Below are 18,599 nucleotides of genomic sequence, written 5' to 3'. Positions count from 1 at the left end.
GCCCGCGGCGGTCAGGCCAAGTGCGAAGCGTGAGCGCAGTGCGGGGAAGCCCAGGCCAACTTACAGTAATACGACTCCCATTGTGCCCGATAATGGCCGTGCGGCCCAGCCTACGGCGAGCATTCCGGGCGCATGCGATGGCTGGTCGGAAACCATTGCGGCGTATCGATTTCTCGGCAATGAGCAGATTGATTGGCGGGACGTGATGCAGCCCCATTGGGAGCGCACTGCGGCCAGGGCCGGTCAGTTTCCGGTGGTGCTGTGCATCGCGGATACGACCGAACTGTAACGCGGTGCACCGCGTTACAACTCCCCCGTGTTGTGGATCAGGGTGAAATAGGTCTGCAGCGCGGGCAACGCCTTTTCGTAGTCGCTGCGCTGCTTTCCCTCCTTGAAGGTGAAGGCGGCGGAGGCGCCGAAATAGGCGCCGACGTACGACCTCAGCCACGGAAATCGATACTGCGTGCGCAGGGTCTGCGCCAGTTCAAGGAAAAGCGAGACGGGTCGGCGATCGTAGTACGAGCGCCACATCCTGGTTTCCAGCGTGCCGGTCGCGATCGGATCGAAGCGGCTCAGATCGCGGTGCGATGGCCAGAATAGATCGGCTGCGGCATAGCCGATCAGTAACAAAAGCGCGACCAGGATCGCCCGTCTCGAACGTCCTGGGCGGGCAGCAGTCGGATAGCGCCTCAGGCCGCGAAGGGAGGCGTGCCGGGTTGTGTGCATGTCGAATCGCGTTGCTACGCAACAAGCGCCTGGTCTATTTCTTGGCTACGCGCCCGAGGACGGCGGCCAGTTCGGCATCTTCCAGGACCGGCATGATCTCCAGCTCCATCAGATCGCTCCACTGATAGGCGAACTCGGTGAGCTTGGCCGCATCATTGGTTTCGAGCAGATCGAAGCCCGACCCGAGATCGGCGCTGGTCCATCTGCCCAGCAACTGGACGCCCTCCGGCGGTAGCCCGCCGGTTCGCAGAAAGCGCTCGATCGCTTCGAGCGCGCTGCTCCGTATCCGGAGCCCAATGGAAGGTCATCATGAATTTCATGGCGGCATCTCCTGATGGTGGTGTCTCACCCCCTCCTACTTCTATATGGGGTAATCGTCCTTTTGCAGCAGATTGATACGGTCAGGCTTAAAAAGACGTTCTGGAACAATGACTTAGTAATCCTCCGTTTCGCACTGCACGGTCCTTTCTTTGCAGATTGGCACGCTTGCCCACCGTATCCGCCCTTGCGATACACGGAGGAGGACCATGCTTAGGGTGCGCCGAACGGATCGGCTACCTGCAGCGCGCTGATCTTGCGCCACTGCTGCAACGCCGTGTTGATCGCGCTGCCGCGGTCAGCTGACTGCGGTAGCCGATCCGCCAGCACGTGGGGGCTCTGTGCGTGCAGGAATGCCTTGAGTGCCTGATGACACTCTTCCTCGCACCCATCCCTTCTCATGGTGTATTCGTGACGTGAGGTTGGCGCCTCTGAACCGGGGCACACCGTTTGAGGATGCGTTGCCAGCCATTGCGAGCCCGTACGGCCTCGGCAAGGATGTCGAGATATTCGCCGTGATCGACCCGGTCGTCCGGGGGCGGCAAGGCTTCGCCGTGCCGCTCGAGTAGTTGCTGCCGCAGCCTGGTGCTTGCAGCCATCGAACTGATGCGGCTATAGGCTTCGCACGCGTAAGCAAACGTCTCGCGCCTGAAGTAGTCGATGCTAAGCAGGTACTCCTGGCGACGGCTCTCGCCCAGCCCAATGGTGGTTCGTTTGCAATTGTGGAAGACATGGGCTGCCTCGTGGACGACGAAATCTGCGAACGGGTCGGTTTCATCGAAGTAGGACATCGAGACATAGCAGGTGGTTTCCTGGCTCAGACCCTCGATGTGGCAGGCCTGCTGCGAGAGAGCGGGTGCATCCACGCTATACAGATAGAGGTTCGCCAGGTTCCAGGCTGTCGACAGCCATCGCTGCTCCATGAGGACCGCGACAATGTTCTGCCGCGTGAGGAATACGACGTTGCGGGCGAGCATATCCAGGATAGCGGGGCACTCATCAGCACCAAACAGGCCGTGCACCATTGGTGCGAGCTTGTTGCGCGTCCACGCATGTAGATCGCTTGGCAAGGTTACCTGGTAGCCAAAGCCGTTTGCCCGCCCAAGGGTCTCTTCCGCGAGCGCGGTTAGCAGGCGCTGCCTCGCCTTTTGTGCAACGTCGACAAAGTTCATGCCTGGCCAGCCTGCGAAGCTGCTGTCGTAGCTGCCGCTGCAAAGGTACTGCCGTATCTCGGCCTCAAGCCACTGCGGTGTGCCAATCTGTGGCAGATTTTGCTCTGCGGCGTTTGATGTTGCGGTCATGCCATAGCCTGTCGGATTGTTGCGCGGCGGCCTTGGATCAGCGCGTCAATGTAGCGCTCGACACTGAAGCTGAGGATCCCGCGGAAGTTGATGTGCCCGAAATGCCCCGGCCCCATGCGGCGCAGCCAAGCGTCCTCGATATTCGTGCCCCCCTTGCGAAGTCGCTCGACGACATCGTTCATGCGGTGCGTATTCCACGCCAGTACGATGTTGGTCAGAAGCCCCCGAGATCGCCGTCATCTCATCGCCTCGCCGGCCGCGTTCGTGTGGTACCCGGCCAGCATGGATCGCGCGCTGCAGCTGGTGCACCGACTCCCCCCGGCTGAGCAATGTATGGATTTCACGGCGGAAGTCTTCAATGGTCACGTAGTCGCACAGGAAGATGCTACGCAACAGCCGGCCGAGATGCTCGGCAGCTTTGTGCGCCTTGTTGGTCCTGGCGGCGCTGCCTAACCGTTGCATCGCGAGCTCAGCGCTAATGCGGCTGATACGGATCGATGCCAGCACCCGTAGGAAATCGTCCCAACCCAGACGTATGGCTCTCAAGGACAAGCGCTTCGTGGTGACACGCTCGATGCCTTCCGGCACTTTGAACTCTGCAGGCAGGTACAGCTTGCGCTCTGCCAGATCGCGCAGCCGCGGGCATAGATCGAAACTCAGGCCCTTGGCCAGGGCCATCGCGGCGTTCGTGTAGCCGTGGGTGTCCACTGCCAGTAACGACAGGCGGATACGGTCCTCGCTGCGGTTGTGCTGCTCTACGCCCTCGATGGCAACCCCTGCCTGACGCTCATTCAAGACGATCGGTTGGTCATAGACGATGCCCCACTTGTCGAGCACGTGGGTGTAGATGCCGGTCGCGTAGGTGCGTCGACGTGGATCAACACGAGCGATCCACAGATGTCGTGAAACGTCCAGTGACATCATGTCGGCCGATGCCTTCTTTCCGGTGCCCCAGTGCGTGGCTAATGGGATCTTTCCTTGAAATTCAGCCACCACCTCGTTGGCCCTGCGCAAACGGCCATGGGTCTCCAGCCCGCGCATGGCAAGTGACACCTGAGCGGCGTCGATGCCGGGAATCATCGCAGCAATGCCCTTGGCATCGATCTCGGTGCCATGGGCGAGCAAGGCCGCGTAGGTCGACAGCAGTTCGGCCACGGACTTCGCCCGGTGCCCGAGTAGCACCTCGCTGAAATTGGTCGAGACGTCGACCTCCAGCAATAGGTCCGGAAACTGCACATCGCCGATTGTCTTGAAGATCAAGTCGCGCGTGCGGCGCGGCTCATCGTCCTGCTCCACAGGCACAATCGCCGGCAGGTGAAGCATGCCATCGTCTCCAATTTCGATCTTGCCTTGAGCGGAGGCCTCGGCCACCGCAGCCACGCCAGCACGAAGCGTATCCAGTAGCTGTTCGATGAAGGTATCAGCCGCGACTGGCAGGCCCAACAGCCCGAGATACTTGGCACGGTCGCGCTCCCACTCCTTGGCAGGGATGAGCATTTGGTCGCCATCACGAAAGCGCATCGAGTGGTCAATCCATACGCTGCCCCGACGCAGGCTATTTCGTAGCGACATCATCGTGCAGGCAGCGAAGGCCTGATAGCCGCGCTTTGGATCAGGGTCATGGACGAGGTCATGCCACGCCGTGCCAACGCCGGTCTCCGTAAAGTCTTCTGGCAGAGCATTGAGCTTCCTCGTCTGCAGGTCGCGCCACGCCTTGAGGTTCGCAAAGCCGGGATCGTCCTCCCGGCCGCCAAATTCCAGGTCTTCCAGGCTCGACAGCAGAGTGTGAATCCGCTGATGGTCACCGGTCAGCGCCGCGCGCACGTGTGACGCAAAGCTCGATTGCGCCGCGTCGGTGACGACGGCCAGGTGCTTCAGGGCTTCATCCACTCGCTGCGTGGTGGACTTGCTCTTGTCTTGCAGAACGGCCTTGGCCTTGAGCGCCTGCTGCCTGTCTTCCACGGCAGAGCGGGTGTGCGTCGACTGCGCCGTGCTGGCCGCGCGTCGGAACAAATCCTGGCTGCGTCGGCTGGTCTGGTGCATCGCGATATCGGTGAGTTCCAGCAAACTCTCCGTAGAAAGCACACCAGTTCAAGCGCCTGGGTGCTCCCCTTCAGTGTTTTGGTCTTGGCCGGGCGCCTTGCTTGCACCTTCTGCGCATAGGCGCGCAGTTTGGGCAACGCGATGTCATCCAGGTTCCACTCGTGCACAGCGAGGGACTTCAGGTAGCGGATCTTGTCCAGCGTTTCAGCGAGGTTCTTGGGGCCGTTGCGCCTGGAAGGCGCCTTGATCCACTCGAGGTGCGTTGCAGAGCCGTCAGCCCGTGGACTGCGGACGGATTCTATGCAGTGCTGCAGCGTGGCCGCCGGCACTGCGCGGTTGACCGCTGCGAGCATTTGCGCCTCGTAGGCGGAAAATGCATGCCGTGCCATGTCGGTGATCTGGCGCTGGCCGGGAATGAGGCGGCAGCGATCGTAGAGCCATCGCTGGGCGGTGGTGACAAGTTCATCCACGTGTGCCGCTGCGGCAGCTTGCACGCGGAGCATTTCCAGCAAAGCGGCCTGGCTGTTGACATCGAACGCCTTGATGCCAAGGTGCTCCTTGACCCATTGCTGATGCTCGTCGGGCGTCGTTGGTACAGCGTCTTCAGGCTGGCAATCGACAGCAACGGCGCGGAGAAAGCTTCGCACACGTACTGAAGGAGATTGCGCGGAACGGCAGCAAGCCGGTCCAACGGCCGACCGAAGGCCCGGAGGCAAACGAGCTGTAGGCCGACCGCGGCGCACCTTTCTGGCCGAAACCGCTCCCGTATTGCCGCGATGTCAGCACTGGTGAGCTGAAAAAATTGCCGCAGGTCAAATTCTGTCAAACGGGCAGGCAACTCTTCCCTGCCAACGTAGCGATACGCAAATGCCGACATCTACACTTTTCGGGGTGTCGTTCGGGACAAAACTGTACGACAAGTGCTCGGATGGCCGCAATAAGGTCAGGCGAATGGGCTGCAACCCACACCAACAAATGGCTCGGGGCTGACTCATAACCGTATCAATCTGCAGGAAAAGGACGATCACCCGGATATTCCTGAACGAAATCGAGGGACACGCTGATGATGACGATGGTACCGATAATGAAGAAGCTGACGGTGTCGCCGGTGAAAGCGGAAAGGGCGCTGGCAGTGAGGAGAATGATGACCAAGGGATTGCGAAACTTGGTCAGAAATTGGAGGATCAGCGCTCTTTTTCGCTCCCCATGGATCAGGTTTGGGCCGAACTGTGCCAGGCGCGAAGCCGCCACAGCGCTGCTCAGTCCGTCAGGGCTTGTGGCCACCTGTTCCAAGAGCGCCGCGACAGGGAGCTGCCAGAATGCGGAATCCGCTTTGACGGCGGGTGTAGGCATGATGGATTCCTCCGGCGAACTTACATATAGCGGTACCAGCCTAACGGGCGTGTCCATGTCAATGAAGTTGCTCAGCACCCAATACCTGGTCGTGCCCTGTCCCGGCGAAGCGTCAAGGACATGCGCGGGCCAGGACAGGCCATTCGCTCAGAAAGCAGCAGCAGTGTCGCCTACCAGGTGAGAAGGCTTGAATGCAAAGCGCTGCTCCACCCGATCAATCATCGTCTTGGTCGAGTTCACCTCGTTCGTTCGATTGGCCGGCGTCCTCGACATCGACGATGATTCCTGCCTGGAGGTCTATCAGGCAATTTGTCGAGTAGGCGTAGAAAGCGTGGCTGCCCGTGGCCGCGCGACTGTCGGAAGGCGTGACGACAGTCTGTCAACGGGCAGTTCGCCATCGCGCATGGCAAACAGGTACGGCTGCCGAGCCGGCCGCTGCTGCGGAGCCATCAATCCCCATCTTTTTTCTGAGCGGCTGTCTAACGGCCTAGAACGTCGAGACGTCCTCTCGAGCCTTCGCCTCACCATAATCGAGTGCAGCTTCGGCCGTGGAGAAGAAATCGGTGCCTACGTTAAGTTCGTACGATTGCATTGTCACGAAGCCTTCTCTAACTGGCCGCCCGTCCGTGCGAGTTATCTTGTATCGAACTGAATACCCGGCGACATTCGCCGGTCTCTGTGGATCGTGTTTGGGCTCTGCCAATCGAAACGCGATGGTCTCCAACGATGACATCCCGACGTATCTACGTCTCCATGGAGTACAACCATTCCGATATTGCGATTCCGGTACCGCACCGGCAAAAGCGGGTTGGTGTGACAAATCACTCATCCACACCCAGAATCACATCCACCGCTGCCCTGCCTGCAAGCTCCGCGACGAGATGCGCCCAGCGTCGGCTAAACGGTCCTCCGTGGACTTTCACTCGCTTGCCAATCGCAGCGACCCCAGGCGGCCTCATCGGACCTTCAATCTGAAACCAGGCGTCGAACATATCTTCGGACGTGTTCACAAGGGCAACACGGATTTCGAATCCTCGGTATTCAGTAAGCCAATCCATTGTCGAGCCGAGATCATTCACCATTCGTTTCATCCCCAGAACTATGTTCCCCGGCTTTCGGCATAGCAAATACACACGACACCAGTGAACTCGCTACCGTGGACATCGACTCGGAGCGGCGTAAGACTCACCTCACCGGCGCTCATTGCCATCTGAAGTTCGGAAGCAAGTCGTTGTGCTCGTCGACGCTGACCCCACCCAGTTCCTGAATGGTACGCTTCATGAGGTCCTTGGACTTCGAATCGCAGCTGACGACCATCAGCATTTTTCCAGATGGGAGTCGTAGCTTTTTACTCGCCAGGCCGAAGCGCCGGATCCTGGCGCCAATCAGCCCGCCAATCCACCAGCCGATCATGCCGCCAAACATGAGGCCACCCACGAAGGCGACAACGCTCGCAGCCGGGCCGGCGGAAGCCCCGTACGCGAGTATCACTGGCACTGCCGCGATAACCCCCACAACAAAGCCACCGATCGCTGTTTCTTCACGATACGTGGTCTGGCTAAGTTCCGTCCTCGGCAGCCCTTCAACGGGCTGATTGTCGCCCTGGACGAACCACGGTCCTCCGACGAGTTCAGACCTGTTGAACAGCTCGCCGAGCCGCACCTGTGCCAATTTTGCGGTGGCCACATCATTCAACGTGAAATATAGAAAAGTACGCATAGAGTTACCTCACTCCGGCCTGGCCGTTACTCCCTCGATTCGTCGAAACCATGCACGGATCTCGGCACGGGGCCCGACGCCCTGGAATTGCGGCGGGTGCAGGTCGGTCCACCCATCATTGACGGCGCGATCCCAGTCGACAACTGGCATAACTGATGGGGGTCGCGTCGAGTGGGTGTCAAGCGTGCACCAAGTATCGAACATGTCCTCGGAAGTGCTTACTAAGGCGACCTCGAGCTCGAACCCACGTTACTCGGTAACGCGATATATGCTATCTCCCAACACCCCACGAGAAGCATAGCGCGACGCCCCCTTTTGAATCAGGAAGCGTGTAGACACTGATGCGATATTGACCCAATCTGCCGGCCGTGGGAAGACCATCATCACCGCTCGCCCCTTCAGCAAAGATGACCGGGTCGGGCAATTTGCGGCACAGGCTGGAAGGCTGCGCAATCTTACGTCAGCAGCCTAGAACACCGTCAAAACCACCTCAAGTGCGATTTGCCCCCTGGGGAGTTCTTTCGGGCTTTGTGGAGACTGGGCCAGAACTGGGCCCCAGACAGGAGCGGCGACGGTTAGAGCAGCCGGCCTCAACGCGCCCTGTCCAACTTGATGACGACCGCGCGGCAACGTCGAGCCATCTGGCGTGGTAGCGGGGTGCGGCGCGCATTCTTGGGCTGAAGGAAGATGGGCCGATTATCCCAGGCGTTGCTTGAATATCACGAACGCAGCAAGCACCGTATCAACAGCTATGCCCCCGGCCCCCGAGGACTCGACTGGGCAACCCAGCCAGACCCGTTCCGGGTGTTTCACGGCACGCCGCGGATTGCTCTGCCGCTCGCTGCGGGCACCCTGGCCGCACGCTACAACGAGCTGCGCTCCGGCACTCTTCCGCCCCCGCAGAGATTCAGTCTTCGTACCCTGGCGATCCTGTTCGAACTCTCACTCGGCCTGTCAGCGTGGAAATCCTATGGCGCTCAGCGGTGGGCACTGCGCTGCAACCCTTCGAGTGGCAATCTGCATCCGACCGAGGGCTACCTTCTGTGTCCAGCTCTGCCGGGCTTGTCTGGCGGGGTCTACCATTACCTGAGCCGCGACCACGTGCTTGAACATCGCGCTGCAGTGGATGATCCGCGATGGACCGAGGCGTTTTCGGACGGCGGTATCCTGGTCGGCCTCAGCTCGATCCACTGGCGCGAGGCGTGGAAATACGGAATGCGCGCCTGGCGCTACTGCCAGCATGACTGCGGGCATGCTATCGCCGCCGTAAGTTACGCGGCGGCGGCTCTCGGCTGGCAGACGCGGCTGGCGGAGGCGGCTGCGGACGATGCGTTAGCCACATTGCTTGGATTGGACCGCAGCGAGGATTTCGGAGCAGCCGAACCAGAGGTGCCGGATGTCCTGCTTTGGATCGGCAATCCTGAAGCACAACCTGAACTAGTGCGCCTGTGGGCTGCTTTGGATAAGGCACACTGGCACGGATACGCGAATCAGCTAAGCACGGGACATCAGAGGTGGCCGGATATCGATTCGATCCATCGCGCCACGCAAAAGCCTCGTACTTGCGAACCGACCTCGCTAAGTCCGGAGCCGCACCTGTGGTCTGCGACGCCCGCCCTCGATCTGAGCTTTGCCCAGATCGCTCGGCAGCGCCGCAGCGCCACGAGTTTCGATGGTACGACGCGCAGCACCACTGCGGCTTTCTTCACCATGCTGGCGTGCCTGTTGGTACGTCGCGACACGCCACCGTGGAATGCGCTGGTGTCTCCTGTCGCGGTGCATCCGGCGCTATTGGTGCACCGCGTGGACGGTCTGGAGCCGGGCCTGTATGTGCTAGTGAGGAACCCTGGGGCGCTGCCGAGCCTCAAACAGGCTATGCGCCCGGAGTGGCTGTGGCAAAAGACTGGGCCGGACCATCTGCCACTCTATTTTCTGCTGCCTTACGATTTGCGTGCGGTGGCAAAGTTGATCTGCTGTCACCAAGATATTGCCGCCGATTCCTGCTTTGCGCTGGGGATGCTCGCGAACTTCGAAATCGCCCTGAAACAACCATGGCGTTATCGCCATCTTTTCTGGGAATGTGGCATGCTCGGCCAAGCGCTCTATCTTGAAGCTGAAGCGGCCGGAAAGCGTGCCACGGGGATTGGCTGCTTTTTCGATGATGAAATGCACGCCATGCTCGGAATCAAGGACCACGCTTGGCAAAGCCTGTATCACTTTACCGTCGGCGGCGCCATGGTCGATCAGCGCCTGTCGGTATCTGCACCGCATCAGGAGTAACGCACCCAACACGAAGCAGGTCAGTCAATCTCGCCGAAAGCAGTCGTTCAGTATTTGTGCTCAGCGGCCATGTACGCTGCCTACGGGAACGACGGGCTAGACGCAGTTACGGCATGCCAACGCTCCATGATGTAGATCACGAGTGTGTGTGAAGCGTTGACAGCTAGGCTTCAGAGACCTGGATTGTTGGAGGTAGTAGTCCAGGTCCATGGGCACGCTAGCCCCGGAAGATTCTAAGCAACGGGAAAACCCATCTTGACAGGGCTACGTGGTACAGACGGAGGGAGCCCAGCGATCCGGCAAGAGATGATGAGCGCGGGCCTGCTGATCACAGTCGTCCTGCCATTGACCGCCGGCCTAGACTCGGAAGTCCAGCACTACATGGAAGAAGAAGGCTCAGTTGGGGCAGCGGCCAACTAGCGCCGGCTACCAGGTGGAGATGGCCTTTGCAGTGAACATCGGCATTTCGATCCTGGCCGCTGTGTCTGTCACAGCCTGGATTTCGACAGAGGGTCGCTTCGATTCCACCTTGCCAAATATCGCCGCGAACGGTATGTCAGCGGCATCCCGGCCGGTGCCAATACGAAGCAGCCCCGTCGGGATCGATACGCCAGAGGGATCGAGCAGGTACCACCGGTGGGACAAGTACACTTCTACCACCGCATGAAAATCCGGCGCCCCCATTGTCGGATCTGCCCCATAGTCCAGGCTGCTGGACATGCGCGCCGGAATGCTCAGGGCGCGGCAGATCCCAATCATCAGGTGAGCAAAGTCGCGGCAGACACCGGTGCGTTCCACGATGGTATCGACCGCCGACGTGCGCTCGTTGGTGGAGCGCGAGAGAAAGCGCACGTGATTGCGCACCCACTCCCGAATTGCGTAGACGCGGGCATAGCCGCGCTGCATGCCCCCGAACTCACGCATCGCAAATTCCATTAGGCGGTCAGATTCACAATATCGGCTAGGCGCCAGGTAGTGCCAGACATCGAACGGTAGTTCGGCGACAGGCACTTCTGACAACTGATCGCAGTCGTCCAGGCGATGATCGATATCGACGACTGCCTCATAGCGGATGGCAAGGTGACCCTTGGGTGCGCGCATTCTAAGCAGGCGGTTGCACAGCACCGCATCCGTGTAGTGGGTGGTCTGAATTGACGGGGGGAACGTCAATTGCTCGGCAACGACGACCTGCCGGGAAGTCCTGGCGGCTTCAATGTTCAGACGGAAGTCCGCCATGGGATCCATGACCTCGTAGGACAGACTCACCGAGTATCGGAGACGGTTCATCTCAAGCCTTGCGTTGACGACGATCCGAAGAAAGGCAAAGAGATCCGGACAGCGAAGACTGCTGTGGATTGCGATTTCAGTGTAGTGCCAGCGGTGGAGGACCGGTTTGCGTTTGCGGGCGCCGCGGGTGCGCGGCGCAATGCCTGCCAGGCCATTTTGTAGGGGCGTTAGGCTGGGGTGCAATGGTGATGTCACATTGGCCGGTCGGTCAGATAAGATGGAGCGATGAAGAAGAGCAAATCGCTCTATCGTGGCCAACCCATGAGCACCCGCACTGCGTGCTCATCTCCTCGCCATGCAAGGGCGCTTCCGGCCTACTGCGATTTACGACGGTTTGCGAACCCAGGTTTTGCGCGGGGTCATCGGTGTGAATCGTTGATTATAAATGTATTTACTCCCTCCCTGCGATCGTGCAAAGTTGGGGGCAAAGCAAGTCTCATTTCAGCTTGCAGCCCTTGTTTTGGGTGCTGTCTGGGACGGCAGCAGCTGTCCGGTGTAATGCTCAATCGGGAAGCGATAGACGCCTCGCAAGTTGATGCCCTCCAACCTCGTTGGCGCGATATGTCCAAACAACTCGGATGGCACGGGCTGCCGCCGGCTCATCTGCTGTTCGAGCATCGACTGCATCTGGGCGGTATTCCACGCCATCAGAATATTTGTCAACAGGCTCAACGCGTCGGCAACGGCTTGCACCTCGTCTGTGCGTTTGGCTTGGGCCGCCGAGATTCGACCTGTATAAATTGCCCGCTTCAGTGAGTTGACCGCCTCACCGCGATTGAGCACTCGCAACAACTCACGCCGAAAGCAGGCATTGACGAAGTAGTCGGCCAGGAAGGCGGTGCGCAGCAGCTTACCCAACTGCACGCCAGCTTCGTAGAGCGGCTCACCACGGGCGGCCGAGCCAAAGCGGCCCAGCACTGCCACCGCACTGGCGTGTCCCGACATCACCGAGGCCGCCAGATGCACCAAGGAGTCCCAATGTGCCTCGATGGCCGCAGTATCCACGTTGGCGAGGCAAACGGTTGCGATCTCATCGGGGATAGCGGTTCCGCGGGGTACGAATAGCCGACGCTGCTTAAGCTCGCGCAACCGCGGGCAGAGATCGAATCCCAGAAGCCTGGCCAAGGCCATGGCAAAGTCCGTATAGCCGTGGGTGTCGACTGCCAATTGCGTGGTCTCGATTCGCTCCTGCCGAATAACGCCCTCGATTGCCGCGCCGGCCTGCCTTTCGTTGAGCACAATCGGCTGGGCGTGGAAGATCCCCCACCGATCTCGAACGTGAGTATAGATGCCGACCGAGGCGGTGTGCCGCCGTGGGTCTTGCCGAGCCTGCCAGACACGCTGACTCGTTTCCAAGCTCATCATGTCCGAGGAGGCGAGATCCGACCGGCCCCAACTTGCCGCGATCGGATGGCGGTGCATGAACTCCAGAACTGCCTTACAAGCCTGGGCCAGTCGCCGCTCATCGCCCGCCCAGCGCATGGCTTGGCGAATGCTTGCGGCCGACAATTGCGGAATCATCCTGGCACACTCGGCTGCCGTCAGACTCGTACCATGCGACAGGATGCCGGCGTAGACCATCAACAGCTCCTGCTCAGACCGGGGTTCGCGGCCGAGCATGTGCCAGCTGAAGCGCGCCTGGGCGTCCACTGCCAGGATGACCTCAGGTAGCTGGACATCGCCGATGTGGTGGTCAAGGCGGGCCCGCATCCTTGAGACCTCAGGATCCTCTTCCTGTGCCGCTAGTGGTGCCAGGTGCAACTCGTCATCAACGCGTAGCGTGCCAGTGCGCGTCGCTGCCGCCACTGCGGCAATGCCTGTGCGCACGCGCTCAAGTAACGGCCTGAGGAAGTCGTCAGCTTGGGCTGGCAGCGACAGCCGCGTAAGGTGTCGCCGAGCCTCAGCCTGCCAACGCTCGGCAGGCAGAAATAAGCGCTCTCGACCTCGGAAGCTCAATGAATGCTCGATCCAAACTGAGCCGTTGCGAACGGCCCGACGTAAGGCAAACAGGGTGGCGACTTCAAATGCTCGGAAGGCGCGCTCGCGATCCGCACCGCTGACGGCCTCGAGCCAGGCCTGCCCTAGGCGAGGAGCGGTCACATCATCGGGTAAGCGTCGATCGCCCTTCGCATACAGGTCGCGCAGCTTGCCCAAAGCGTCGATTACTGGGTGTTCTCCGATGGCTTGCCAGGGTAGCTTCGCGATGGCCACTAGTAACGCGCGCACCGGCCTAACGGCGTCGATCAGCCACTGCCTGATCGCAGACGACCGGCTCGGTATGCGCTGAGTAAGCTTGCCGGCTACCAGCTGAGCCAGATGCGAGCGCAACTCCGCATCTGAAATACTCGCATCGCTATTCAAGCTGGCTAGCTCGTCGAGCAGTTGCCGGTACTGCGCGGCCCAGTCGACGGGAGCCGTTACACCGTCGGCACTCCGCCGCCATAGATCTGCCACGCGGCGCTGAAACATGAGGATCAATTGATCAGTGGCAGTGAGCAGGCAATATCGTAGGAAGCAGCCCACCTCGAGGGTGCGTGCCGGCTCCTTGATTCTTGCGCTGAGCGATGGCGACCGAGCCGCCAAGCGATGCGCAAAGCGGCGCACCAGAACATCGTTGAGGCCGATTGGATGGCGGGCGACGCCAATTCCGACTAGCCATTCGATACGTTCGAGCACTTGGGAGAACTGTCGCGTCGAGTGCTTCGCCGGGACAGCCCACAGCCAGTTCTGGATGTGCTGACCATCTGGTCGTACTTGTTCCATTGCGGCTACCCATCGTGGCCAGGTAGCGGGCGGGACAGTCGAGTGTATCGAGGCAGCGGCGCTCGCCTCAAGCTCGGTCAATGCCGACGCGACAAGACTTCGAAGGGCGCGCTCGTGGAAGATGATCAATCGGTGCTGATACAGCCACTGGCGGGCATACGACAGCAGTCGTTCCCGATCTCCGCAACGCAATACTTCGTCGCGCAACGCCCGCACAAGGGCCGGGCGCTGGTGTGCCACCATCCAGCGAAATCCGAGCGTCTGGCAAGCTAAGAGCTGATGGTCGGATAACGTTCGCCGCGAGCATAAAGCGCCCGTAACGAAGCTAAATCGGGTGTGTCGATATCTAGCTCAATAGCTAGATGGCGAAGCAGGACCGGCGGTAGGATCCCGAACGCATTCAATGGGCAACCGGTCATGCGCAGGAAGCCGACGTGCAGCGCCAGCCCCAGCTTCATCATCGAGCCGCGTCGTCGCCCGATTAGTTCGTGCTCGGCGCGGCTGTATGTGAAAAACGCCTGCAATTCGAAACTGCTGAGTTCACGCGGCACCTCCCGCGCGCCTAAGTACGTGCTCTGCCAGCCTTGCATCTCGTGCGCCTCCCGTGCGGTGGGCCAAACACGATACGTCAAGCAAAGGCGAACAGCAAATCTCAGAAAATCAAGAACTTAGGCTCGATGGCCCAGACCTGGGTTAGGTTTGTGAACCGTCGTAAATTGCACCGAAATCAAAGCTACCCCAGGCGGCGCGCCACGGACGACCTTGTTCGCGGCGATGAACACCCTCGATGGAAGTGTCATTGGTCAGTGCATGACAAAGCATCGACACCAAGAGTGGCTGCGCTTCTTGCGGGAGATTGATCGAAGTACGCCCAAGGACCGTGGCATTCGCGCCCGGACGCGGCGTCATCGCGGACATGTCGCCCCGCTGCGGTATTGGGCCTCGTTTTCGTTCGGATTTTCACGTGCGAACCTTATTAAACAGTCAGTCAATTCCTGGGCGACACGAAGCGAAGCTTGTGCTGACGCGCAAACTCGCTGGGCGCAGGCGACCCGACTAAATAATTGATTGGTTAGTTAGTTTTGGGCGGGGAAACTTCGTCGCCTCGGACGTTATGCGAACGCAGCGCGCGGGTAGCCGATATTGAGTCTCATCCAAAAACACGATAGGACGTGCGGTAATTCACCCGGAGTCGACGTGATCGCGCACAGCGCCGCGTTGTGCCGTCTGCCGCGGCGGCTCGCCGAACTGCAGGGCGGCAAGCTGCGCATAGAGCGGCGAGGTCTGAATGAGATCGGCGTGACGGCCTTGCGCGACGATGCGGCCCTGCTCCAGCACGACAATGCGGTCGGCTTGTTGTACGGTAGCGAGGCGGTGCGCGATGACCAGCGTGGTGCGATTCTGCGCGGCATTGTCCAGTGCCAGTTGGACCAGTCGTTCACTGGCGGCATCGAGCGCGCTGGTGGCCTCGTCGAGCAGCAGGATGGGCGGATTCTTCAGAATCGCGCGGGCAATCGCGATGCGCTGACGCTGTCCACCAGAGAGCCGCACCCCGCGCTCGCCGAGAAACGTATCGTAGCGTTGCGGCAGTTCTTCGATAAATCCTGCCGCAGCGGCCATTTCGGCGGCCTGCTGTACTTGAGCGAGTGTAGCTTCGGGCGCGCCGTAGCGGATGTTGTCGAGCACGCTGCCTGAAAAGATGACCGATTCCTGCAGTACCACGCCGATTTCCTTGCGCAATTCGACGAGCGGCACATCGCGCGTCGGGACGCCGTTGATCAGAATGCGGCCAGACTGCGGGTCGTAAAAACGCAGCAGCAACTGGAACAGCGTGGTCTTACCCGCGCCGGACGGGCCGACCAATGCGACATGTTCGCCCGGACGGACATCGAGCGAGAGTGCGGAGAGCGCGGCAATGCCAGGGCGCGATGGATACGAGAAGCCGACGTTGTCGAAGCGGATGCCCTCGCCTCGCGCAGTCAGCGCGACCGTGGTCTCAGCCTCCACCACCGGTGAGCGCGCAGCTAGCAATTGCAGCAAACGTTCGGTGGCGCCGGCAGCGCGCTGCAGATCGCCCCACACTTCGGCGACTGCGCCCACGGCGCCCGCCGTGAACACGGCGTAGAGGATGAACTGGGACAACTGGCCCGCCGTCATCCGCCCGGCCAGCACCGCCTGCGCCCCGATCCACAGCACGAACACGATCGCGGCGAACACCAGCACGATAACTACGGCGGTCAACCAGGCACGCGCGCGAATGCGCGTGAGCGCGGTCTCGAAGGCCGCCTCCACCGCGCCGGCAAACCGCCGCGCCTCGAATGGCTCCTGCGTATACGACTGTACGGTCGGCATGGCATTGAGCACCTCGTCCGCCAGCGCGCTCGTGTTCGCGATCTTGTCCTGGCTCGCACGCGAGAGCCGCCGCACGCGTCGGCCGAAGATCACAATGGGCGCGACCACCACGATCAGCGTCACGATGATGTAGCCGGACAGCACCGGGCTCGTTACCGCCAGCATCGTCACACCACCGGTCAACAGGAAGAAGTTGCGCAATCCCAGCGACAGGCTGGTGCCCACCACCGTCTGGATCAATGTGGTGTCGGCGGTCAGCCGTGACAGCACCTCGCCGGTCTGCGTGGTCTCGAAGAACTGCGGACTCATCCCCAGCACGTGATCGTAGACCGCACGCCGCAAGTCGGCCGTGACCCGCTCGCCCAGCCATGACACGAGATAGAAGCGCAGCGCCGTGGTGCCGGCCAGAACCAGCGAAACGACGAATAGCGCGAAGAAGTAGCGATCGATGTGCGTCCGGTCGCCCCCGGCGAAGCCACGATCGATCAGGTATTTGAACGCCACCGGCAACACCAGGGTGGCAGCCGCCGACGTCACAAGCGCAAGGAATGCGAGCGCCCAGCGACCGGCATAAGGGCGCAGGAAGGGCAACAGGGCGAACAGTGGACTGATACGCGGAGTAGACGGGGCGACATCTGGCATGTGGATTCCTGTTCACCTGATCGATCGAGACGGCCTCGGGGCCGCCGTAAGCATGGATGCGAAGTGCATGGTTTACCGCTGTTTGCCCCAGGACAGGGTAGTCGATATAGCCCTGCGGGCCGTCGGAAAAGAACTTGTCACGATCCGGCGCATGTGATCGCGCTTGCGGTTTTACGGTTGGGCGTGATCGACTGCCGAAACGGCTCGTGTTCGGTCGGTAGTGCTCTGTCGCTGCCGCGTTGCCGGTTGTGGGTGCGGCGCCCGCTGTCGTTACGCCGTGACTGTCAGCAGCCGGTCGCGCGCCGGCGCACTCTACGAGAACGATCTCAATGAAACCCTCGTCGCGGGCTCGCTGATCTTCGGCTTGCCACACAGTGGTGCCCAGCGGATCGGCGCAAATGCACCTGCCACCATTGCACCGAGCCTTTATGTAGGACAGGGTTTTGGAGCGTTACCAGAATCCCTGGCGTGACTGCGCCCGTTCGGCGTGACAGCGGGCGTCAGCGTTGCCGTCCCAACGAGCAAAGAGTCTGACAACTTGAACTACGACCCCGCGGCTCGCCAGTTCAACAGTGTCAGAACGAGTAACGTCACCACCCTCCATTGGGGCTTTGCAGTCGAATACAGCACGCTTTACCTGACCGATCGCTTCGTTCCGATCCCCAAAACCGGCGGACTCAGGCTGCACAGCGCAATTCGGAGCTGAAGGACGGCGATCGCGGCTGGATATCAGATGCCATGGGCGCATTCTAGGTGGCTCACTGGCCTATCAGAAGCGGTACGGTCGTTTGCCCCCGCTTTGGCGCGGTCTCCTCAAAGGCATGCTCGACCAAGATTGGCCTAGTTTTAATTTCTCGAAGCACCGATGGCAAGCCACCCAGCTCGATGCGCATGGGCGTCGTGCAATGCGTGATGCCATGGATGTCCCGCCTCCGCATGATATTCAGCGACCGCTCGCTGGAATTGCGGCAGTGTGGCCAAAGGCCCCAGATCGTAACGTCCTACGATATTAGGGGGAAATTCATTGCTCAATGCGTCCAATAAAAGTTCCCAGTCTATGAAGCTGTCGCAGGCCACCACCGCGCTAGTCGATAGACTCGCAAGCCAAGCGCGAATCCGCTCAGGAAGGGCGGCGCGCAAAATACTGGCATTGACGGATTGCCCGAGGACTTCACATACGGCGCCCCGTACGAATTCGCTGCATTTAGCGATGTCAAAGCCCTGTACTTCAGCGTAGAAGTCTCGACCATCCGCTGTCACCATGCCGATGCTGATCAGCTCGCAGTCGATGAAATCTGTGAACTCGGTATCAAGAAAGACAAGCATGATGCGATCAAAAGTGTATGCGTTACACGAACGGCTGTGCTAGCGATTCCAGAGCTCGATCGCTACTGTTTATGGGGCAGCCTCGACCACCGGGTACTTTTCTTCATTCAGAGCCATCTTCGCCCGCACAGCCGCATCCAGGTCGGCACCCAGCACTGTTACCAGCTGCGCCAAATAGAATGCCCTTCTTCATTGGCCCATCACCGTAGCGTAGCCGCTTCCACGCATCCATCTTTGCAACGCGATTCGTGTTGTTCCGTCGCTCGGTTGCGGGCCGCATACACGCGGTCGAGCTTGCGGTACTCACGCCAATACTACGGGTGCGCCCCAGCCCAATTGCGTTGGGCCTGTGCTTGGTTCTCGCGGTAGTCGGCGTCGGTCGCTAATCGCCCTACGCTTCGGGCAGAATCGCCGCCCCATTAATGATAATTAAAAATTCTTAGCGTTTTCATAAAGTTCTATGAATGCAGTTCCGGCCGCACATTAATG

Annotated in this window: 12 protein-coding genes and 6 pseudogenes; 4 read left to right on the top strand and 14 right to left on the bottom strand. The window is 60.3% G+C overall.

Annotated elements, in window-relative coordinates:
- Positions 1 to 100: 100 nt before the first annotated feature.
- Positions 101 to 286: pseudogene (locus tag ACW4E8_RS37335) on the top strand (transposase DNA-binding-containing protein); the annotation flags it as partial.
- A 17-nt stretch (positions 287 to 303) separates the two neighbouring features.
- On the opposite strand, the gene ACW4E8_RS37330 reads toward ACW4E8_RS37335, so the two are convergent.
- The 9 genes and pseudogenes from ACW4E8_RS37330 to ACW4E8_RS37290 form a co-directional block, all read right to left on the bottom strand.
- The gene (locus tag ACW4E8_RS37330) at positions 304 to 726 is read right to left on the bottom strand and encodes a hypothetical protein (protein WP_456809065.1); all 423 of its coding nucleotides are present in this window, start codon (positions 724 to 726) and stop codon (positions 304 to 306) included.
- Positions 727 to 760: 34 nt separating this feature from the next.
- Entirely contained in the window at positions 761 to 976 is a 216-nt protein-coding gene (locus ACW4E8_RS37325) for a DUF3303 domain-containing protein (protein ID WP_456809070.1), read from the bottom strand.
- Positions 977 to 1,257: 281 nt separating this feature from the next.
- Entirely contained in the window at positions 1,258 to 1,446 is a 189-nt protein-coding gene (locus ACW4E8_RS37320) for a hypothetical protein (protein ID WP_456809064.1), read from the bottom strand.
- Complete coding sequence (locus ACW4E8_RS37315) at positions 1,443 to 2,345, bottom strand: hypothetical protein (RefSeq protein ID WP_456809063.1); 903 nt, start codon at positions 2,343 to 2,345, stop codon at positions 1,443 to 1,445. Before ACW4E8_RS37315 ends, ACW4E8_RS37320 begins: the two co-directional genes overlap by 4 nt.
- A pseudogene (locus tag ACW4E8_RS37310) lies at positions 2,342 to 5,265 on the bottom strand (Tn3 family transposase). Before ACW4E8_RS37310 ends, ACW4E8_RS37315 begins: the two are co-directional and overlap by 4 nt.
- 125 nt (positions 5,266 to 5,390) lie before the next feature.
- Complete coding sequence (locus tag ACW4E8_RS37305; protein ID WP_456809062.1) at positions 5,391 to 5,741, bottom strand: cation-transporting P-type ATPase; 351 nt, start codon at positions 5,739 to 5,741, stop codon at positions 5,391 to 5,393.
- A gap of 159 nt (positions 5,742 to 5,900) precedes the next feature.
- Positions 5,901 to 6,090, bottom strand: a pseudogene (locus ACW4E8_RS37300) (IS5/IS1182 family transposase); the annotation flags it as partial.
- Between the two features lie 472 nt (positions 6,091 to 6,562).
- Positions 6,563 to 6,823, bottom strand: coding sequence for a hypothetical protein (locus ACW4E8_RS37295; protein WP_456809061.1), 261 nt, complete (start codon positions 6,821 to 6,823; stop codon positions 6,563 to 6,565).
- 118 nt (positions 6,824 to 6,941) lie between these two features.
- Complete coding sequence (locus ACW4E8_RS37290) at positions 6,942 to 7,460, bottom strand: hypothetical protein (RefSeq protein ID WP_456809060.1); 519 nt, start codon at positions 7,458 to 7,460, stop codon at positions 6,942 to 6,944.
- A gap of 687 nt (positions 7,461 to 8,147) precedes the next feature.
- On the opposite strand from ACW4E8_RS37290, the gene ACW4E8_RS37285 reads away from it, so the two are divergent.
- Positions 8,148 to 9,740: a SagB/ThcOx family dehydrogenase gene (locus ACW4E8_RS37285; RefSeq protein ID WP_456809059.1), complete on the top strand. Its 1,593-nt coding sequence runs from the start codon at positions 8,148 to 8,150 to the stop codon at positions 9,738 to 9,740.
- Positions 9,741 to 10,166: 426 nt separating this feature from the next.
- Here ACW4E8_RS37285 and ACW4E8_RS37280 read toward each other — a convergent pair whose 3' ends face one another.
- Positions 10,167 to 11,027 (bottom strand): transglutaminase-like domain-containing protein, encoded by an 861-nt coding sequence (locus ACW4E8_RS37280; RefSeq protein ID WP_456809069.1) that lies wholly within the window; start codon positions 11,025 to 11,027, stop codon positions 10,167 to 10,169.
- Positions 11,028 to 11,468: 441 nt separating this feature from the next.
- Positions 11,469 to 14,380 (bottom strand): annotated as a pseudogene (locus ACW4E8_RS37275) (Tn3 family transposase).
- A 166-nt stretch (positions 14,381 to 14,546) separates the two neighbouring features.
- On the opposite strand from ACW4E8_RS37275, the pseudogene ACW4E8_RS37270 reads away from it, so the two are divergent.
- Positions 14,547 to 14,669 (top strand): annotated as a pseudogene (locus ACW4E8_RS37270) (IS630 family transposase); the annotation flags it as partial.
- Positions 14,670 to 14,972: 303 nt separating this feature from the next.
- On the opposite strand, the gene ACW4E8_RS37265 reads toward ACW4E8_RS37270, so the two are convergent.
- The gene (locus ACW4E8_RS37265) at positions 14,973 to 16,784 is read right to left on the bottom strand and encodes an ABC transporter transmembrane domain-containing protein (RefSeq protein WP_456809058.1); all 1,812 of its coding nucleotides are present in this window, start codon (positions 16,782 to 16,784) and stop codon (positions 14,973 to 14,975) included.
- Positions 16,785 to 17,322: 538 nt separating this feature from the next.
- Here ACW4E8_RS37265 and ACW4E8_RS37260 point away from each other — a divergent pair.
- A complete protein-coding gene (locus ACW4E8_RS37260) occupies positions 17,323 to 17,490 on the top strand; it encodes a hypothetical protein (protein ID WP_456809057.1) in 168 nt (55 codons plus the stop codon).
- Between the two features lie 140 nt (positions 17,491 to 17,630).
- Here ACW4E8_RS37260 and ACW4E8_RS37255 read toward each other — a convergent pair whose 3' ends face one another.
- Positions 17,631 to 18,110 (bottom strand): hypothetical protein, encoded by a 480-nt coding sequence (locus tag ACW4E8_RS37255; RefSeq protein WP_456809056.1) that lies wholly within the window; start codon positions 18,108 to 18,110, stop codon positions 17,631 to 17,633.
- Positions 18,111 to 18,179: 69 nt separating this feature from the next.
- Positions 18,180 to 18,287: pseudogene (locus tag ACW4E8_RS37250) on the bottom strand (nucleotide pyrophosphohydrolase); the annotation flags it as partial.
- Between the last annotated feature and the right edge of the window lie 312 nt (positions 18,288 to 18,599).

It is taken from the genome of Cupriavidus sp. CP313, assembly GCF_054072015.1.
The sequence above is the reverse complement of the archived record's forward strand: the minus strand, read 5'-3'. Positions and strand labels throughout refer to the sequence as shown.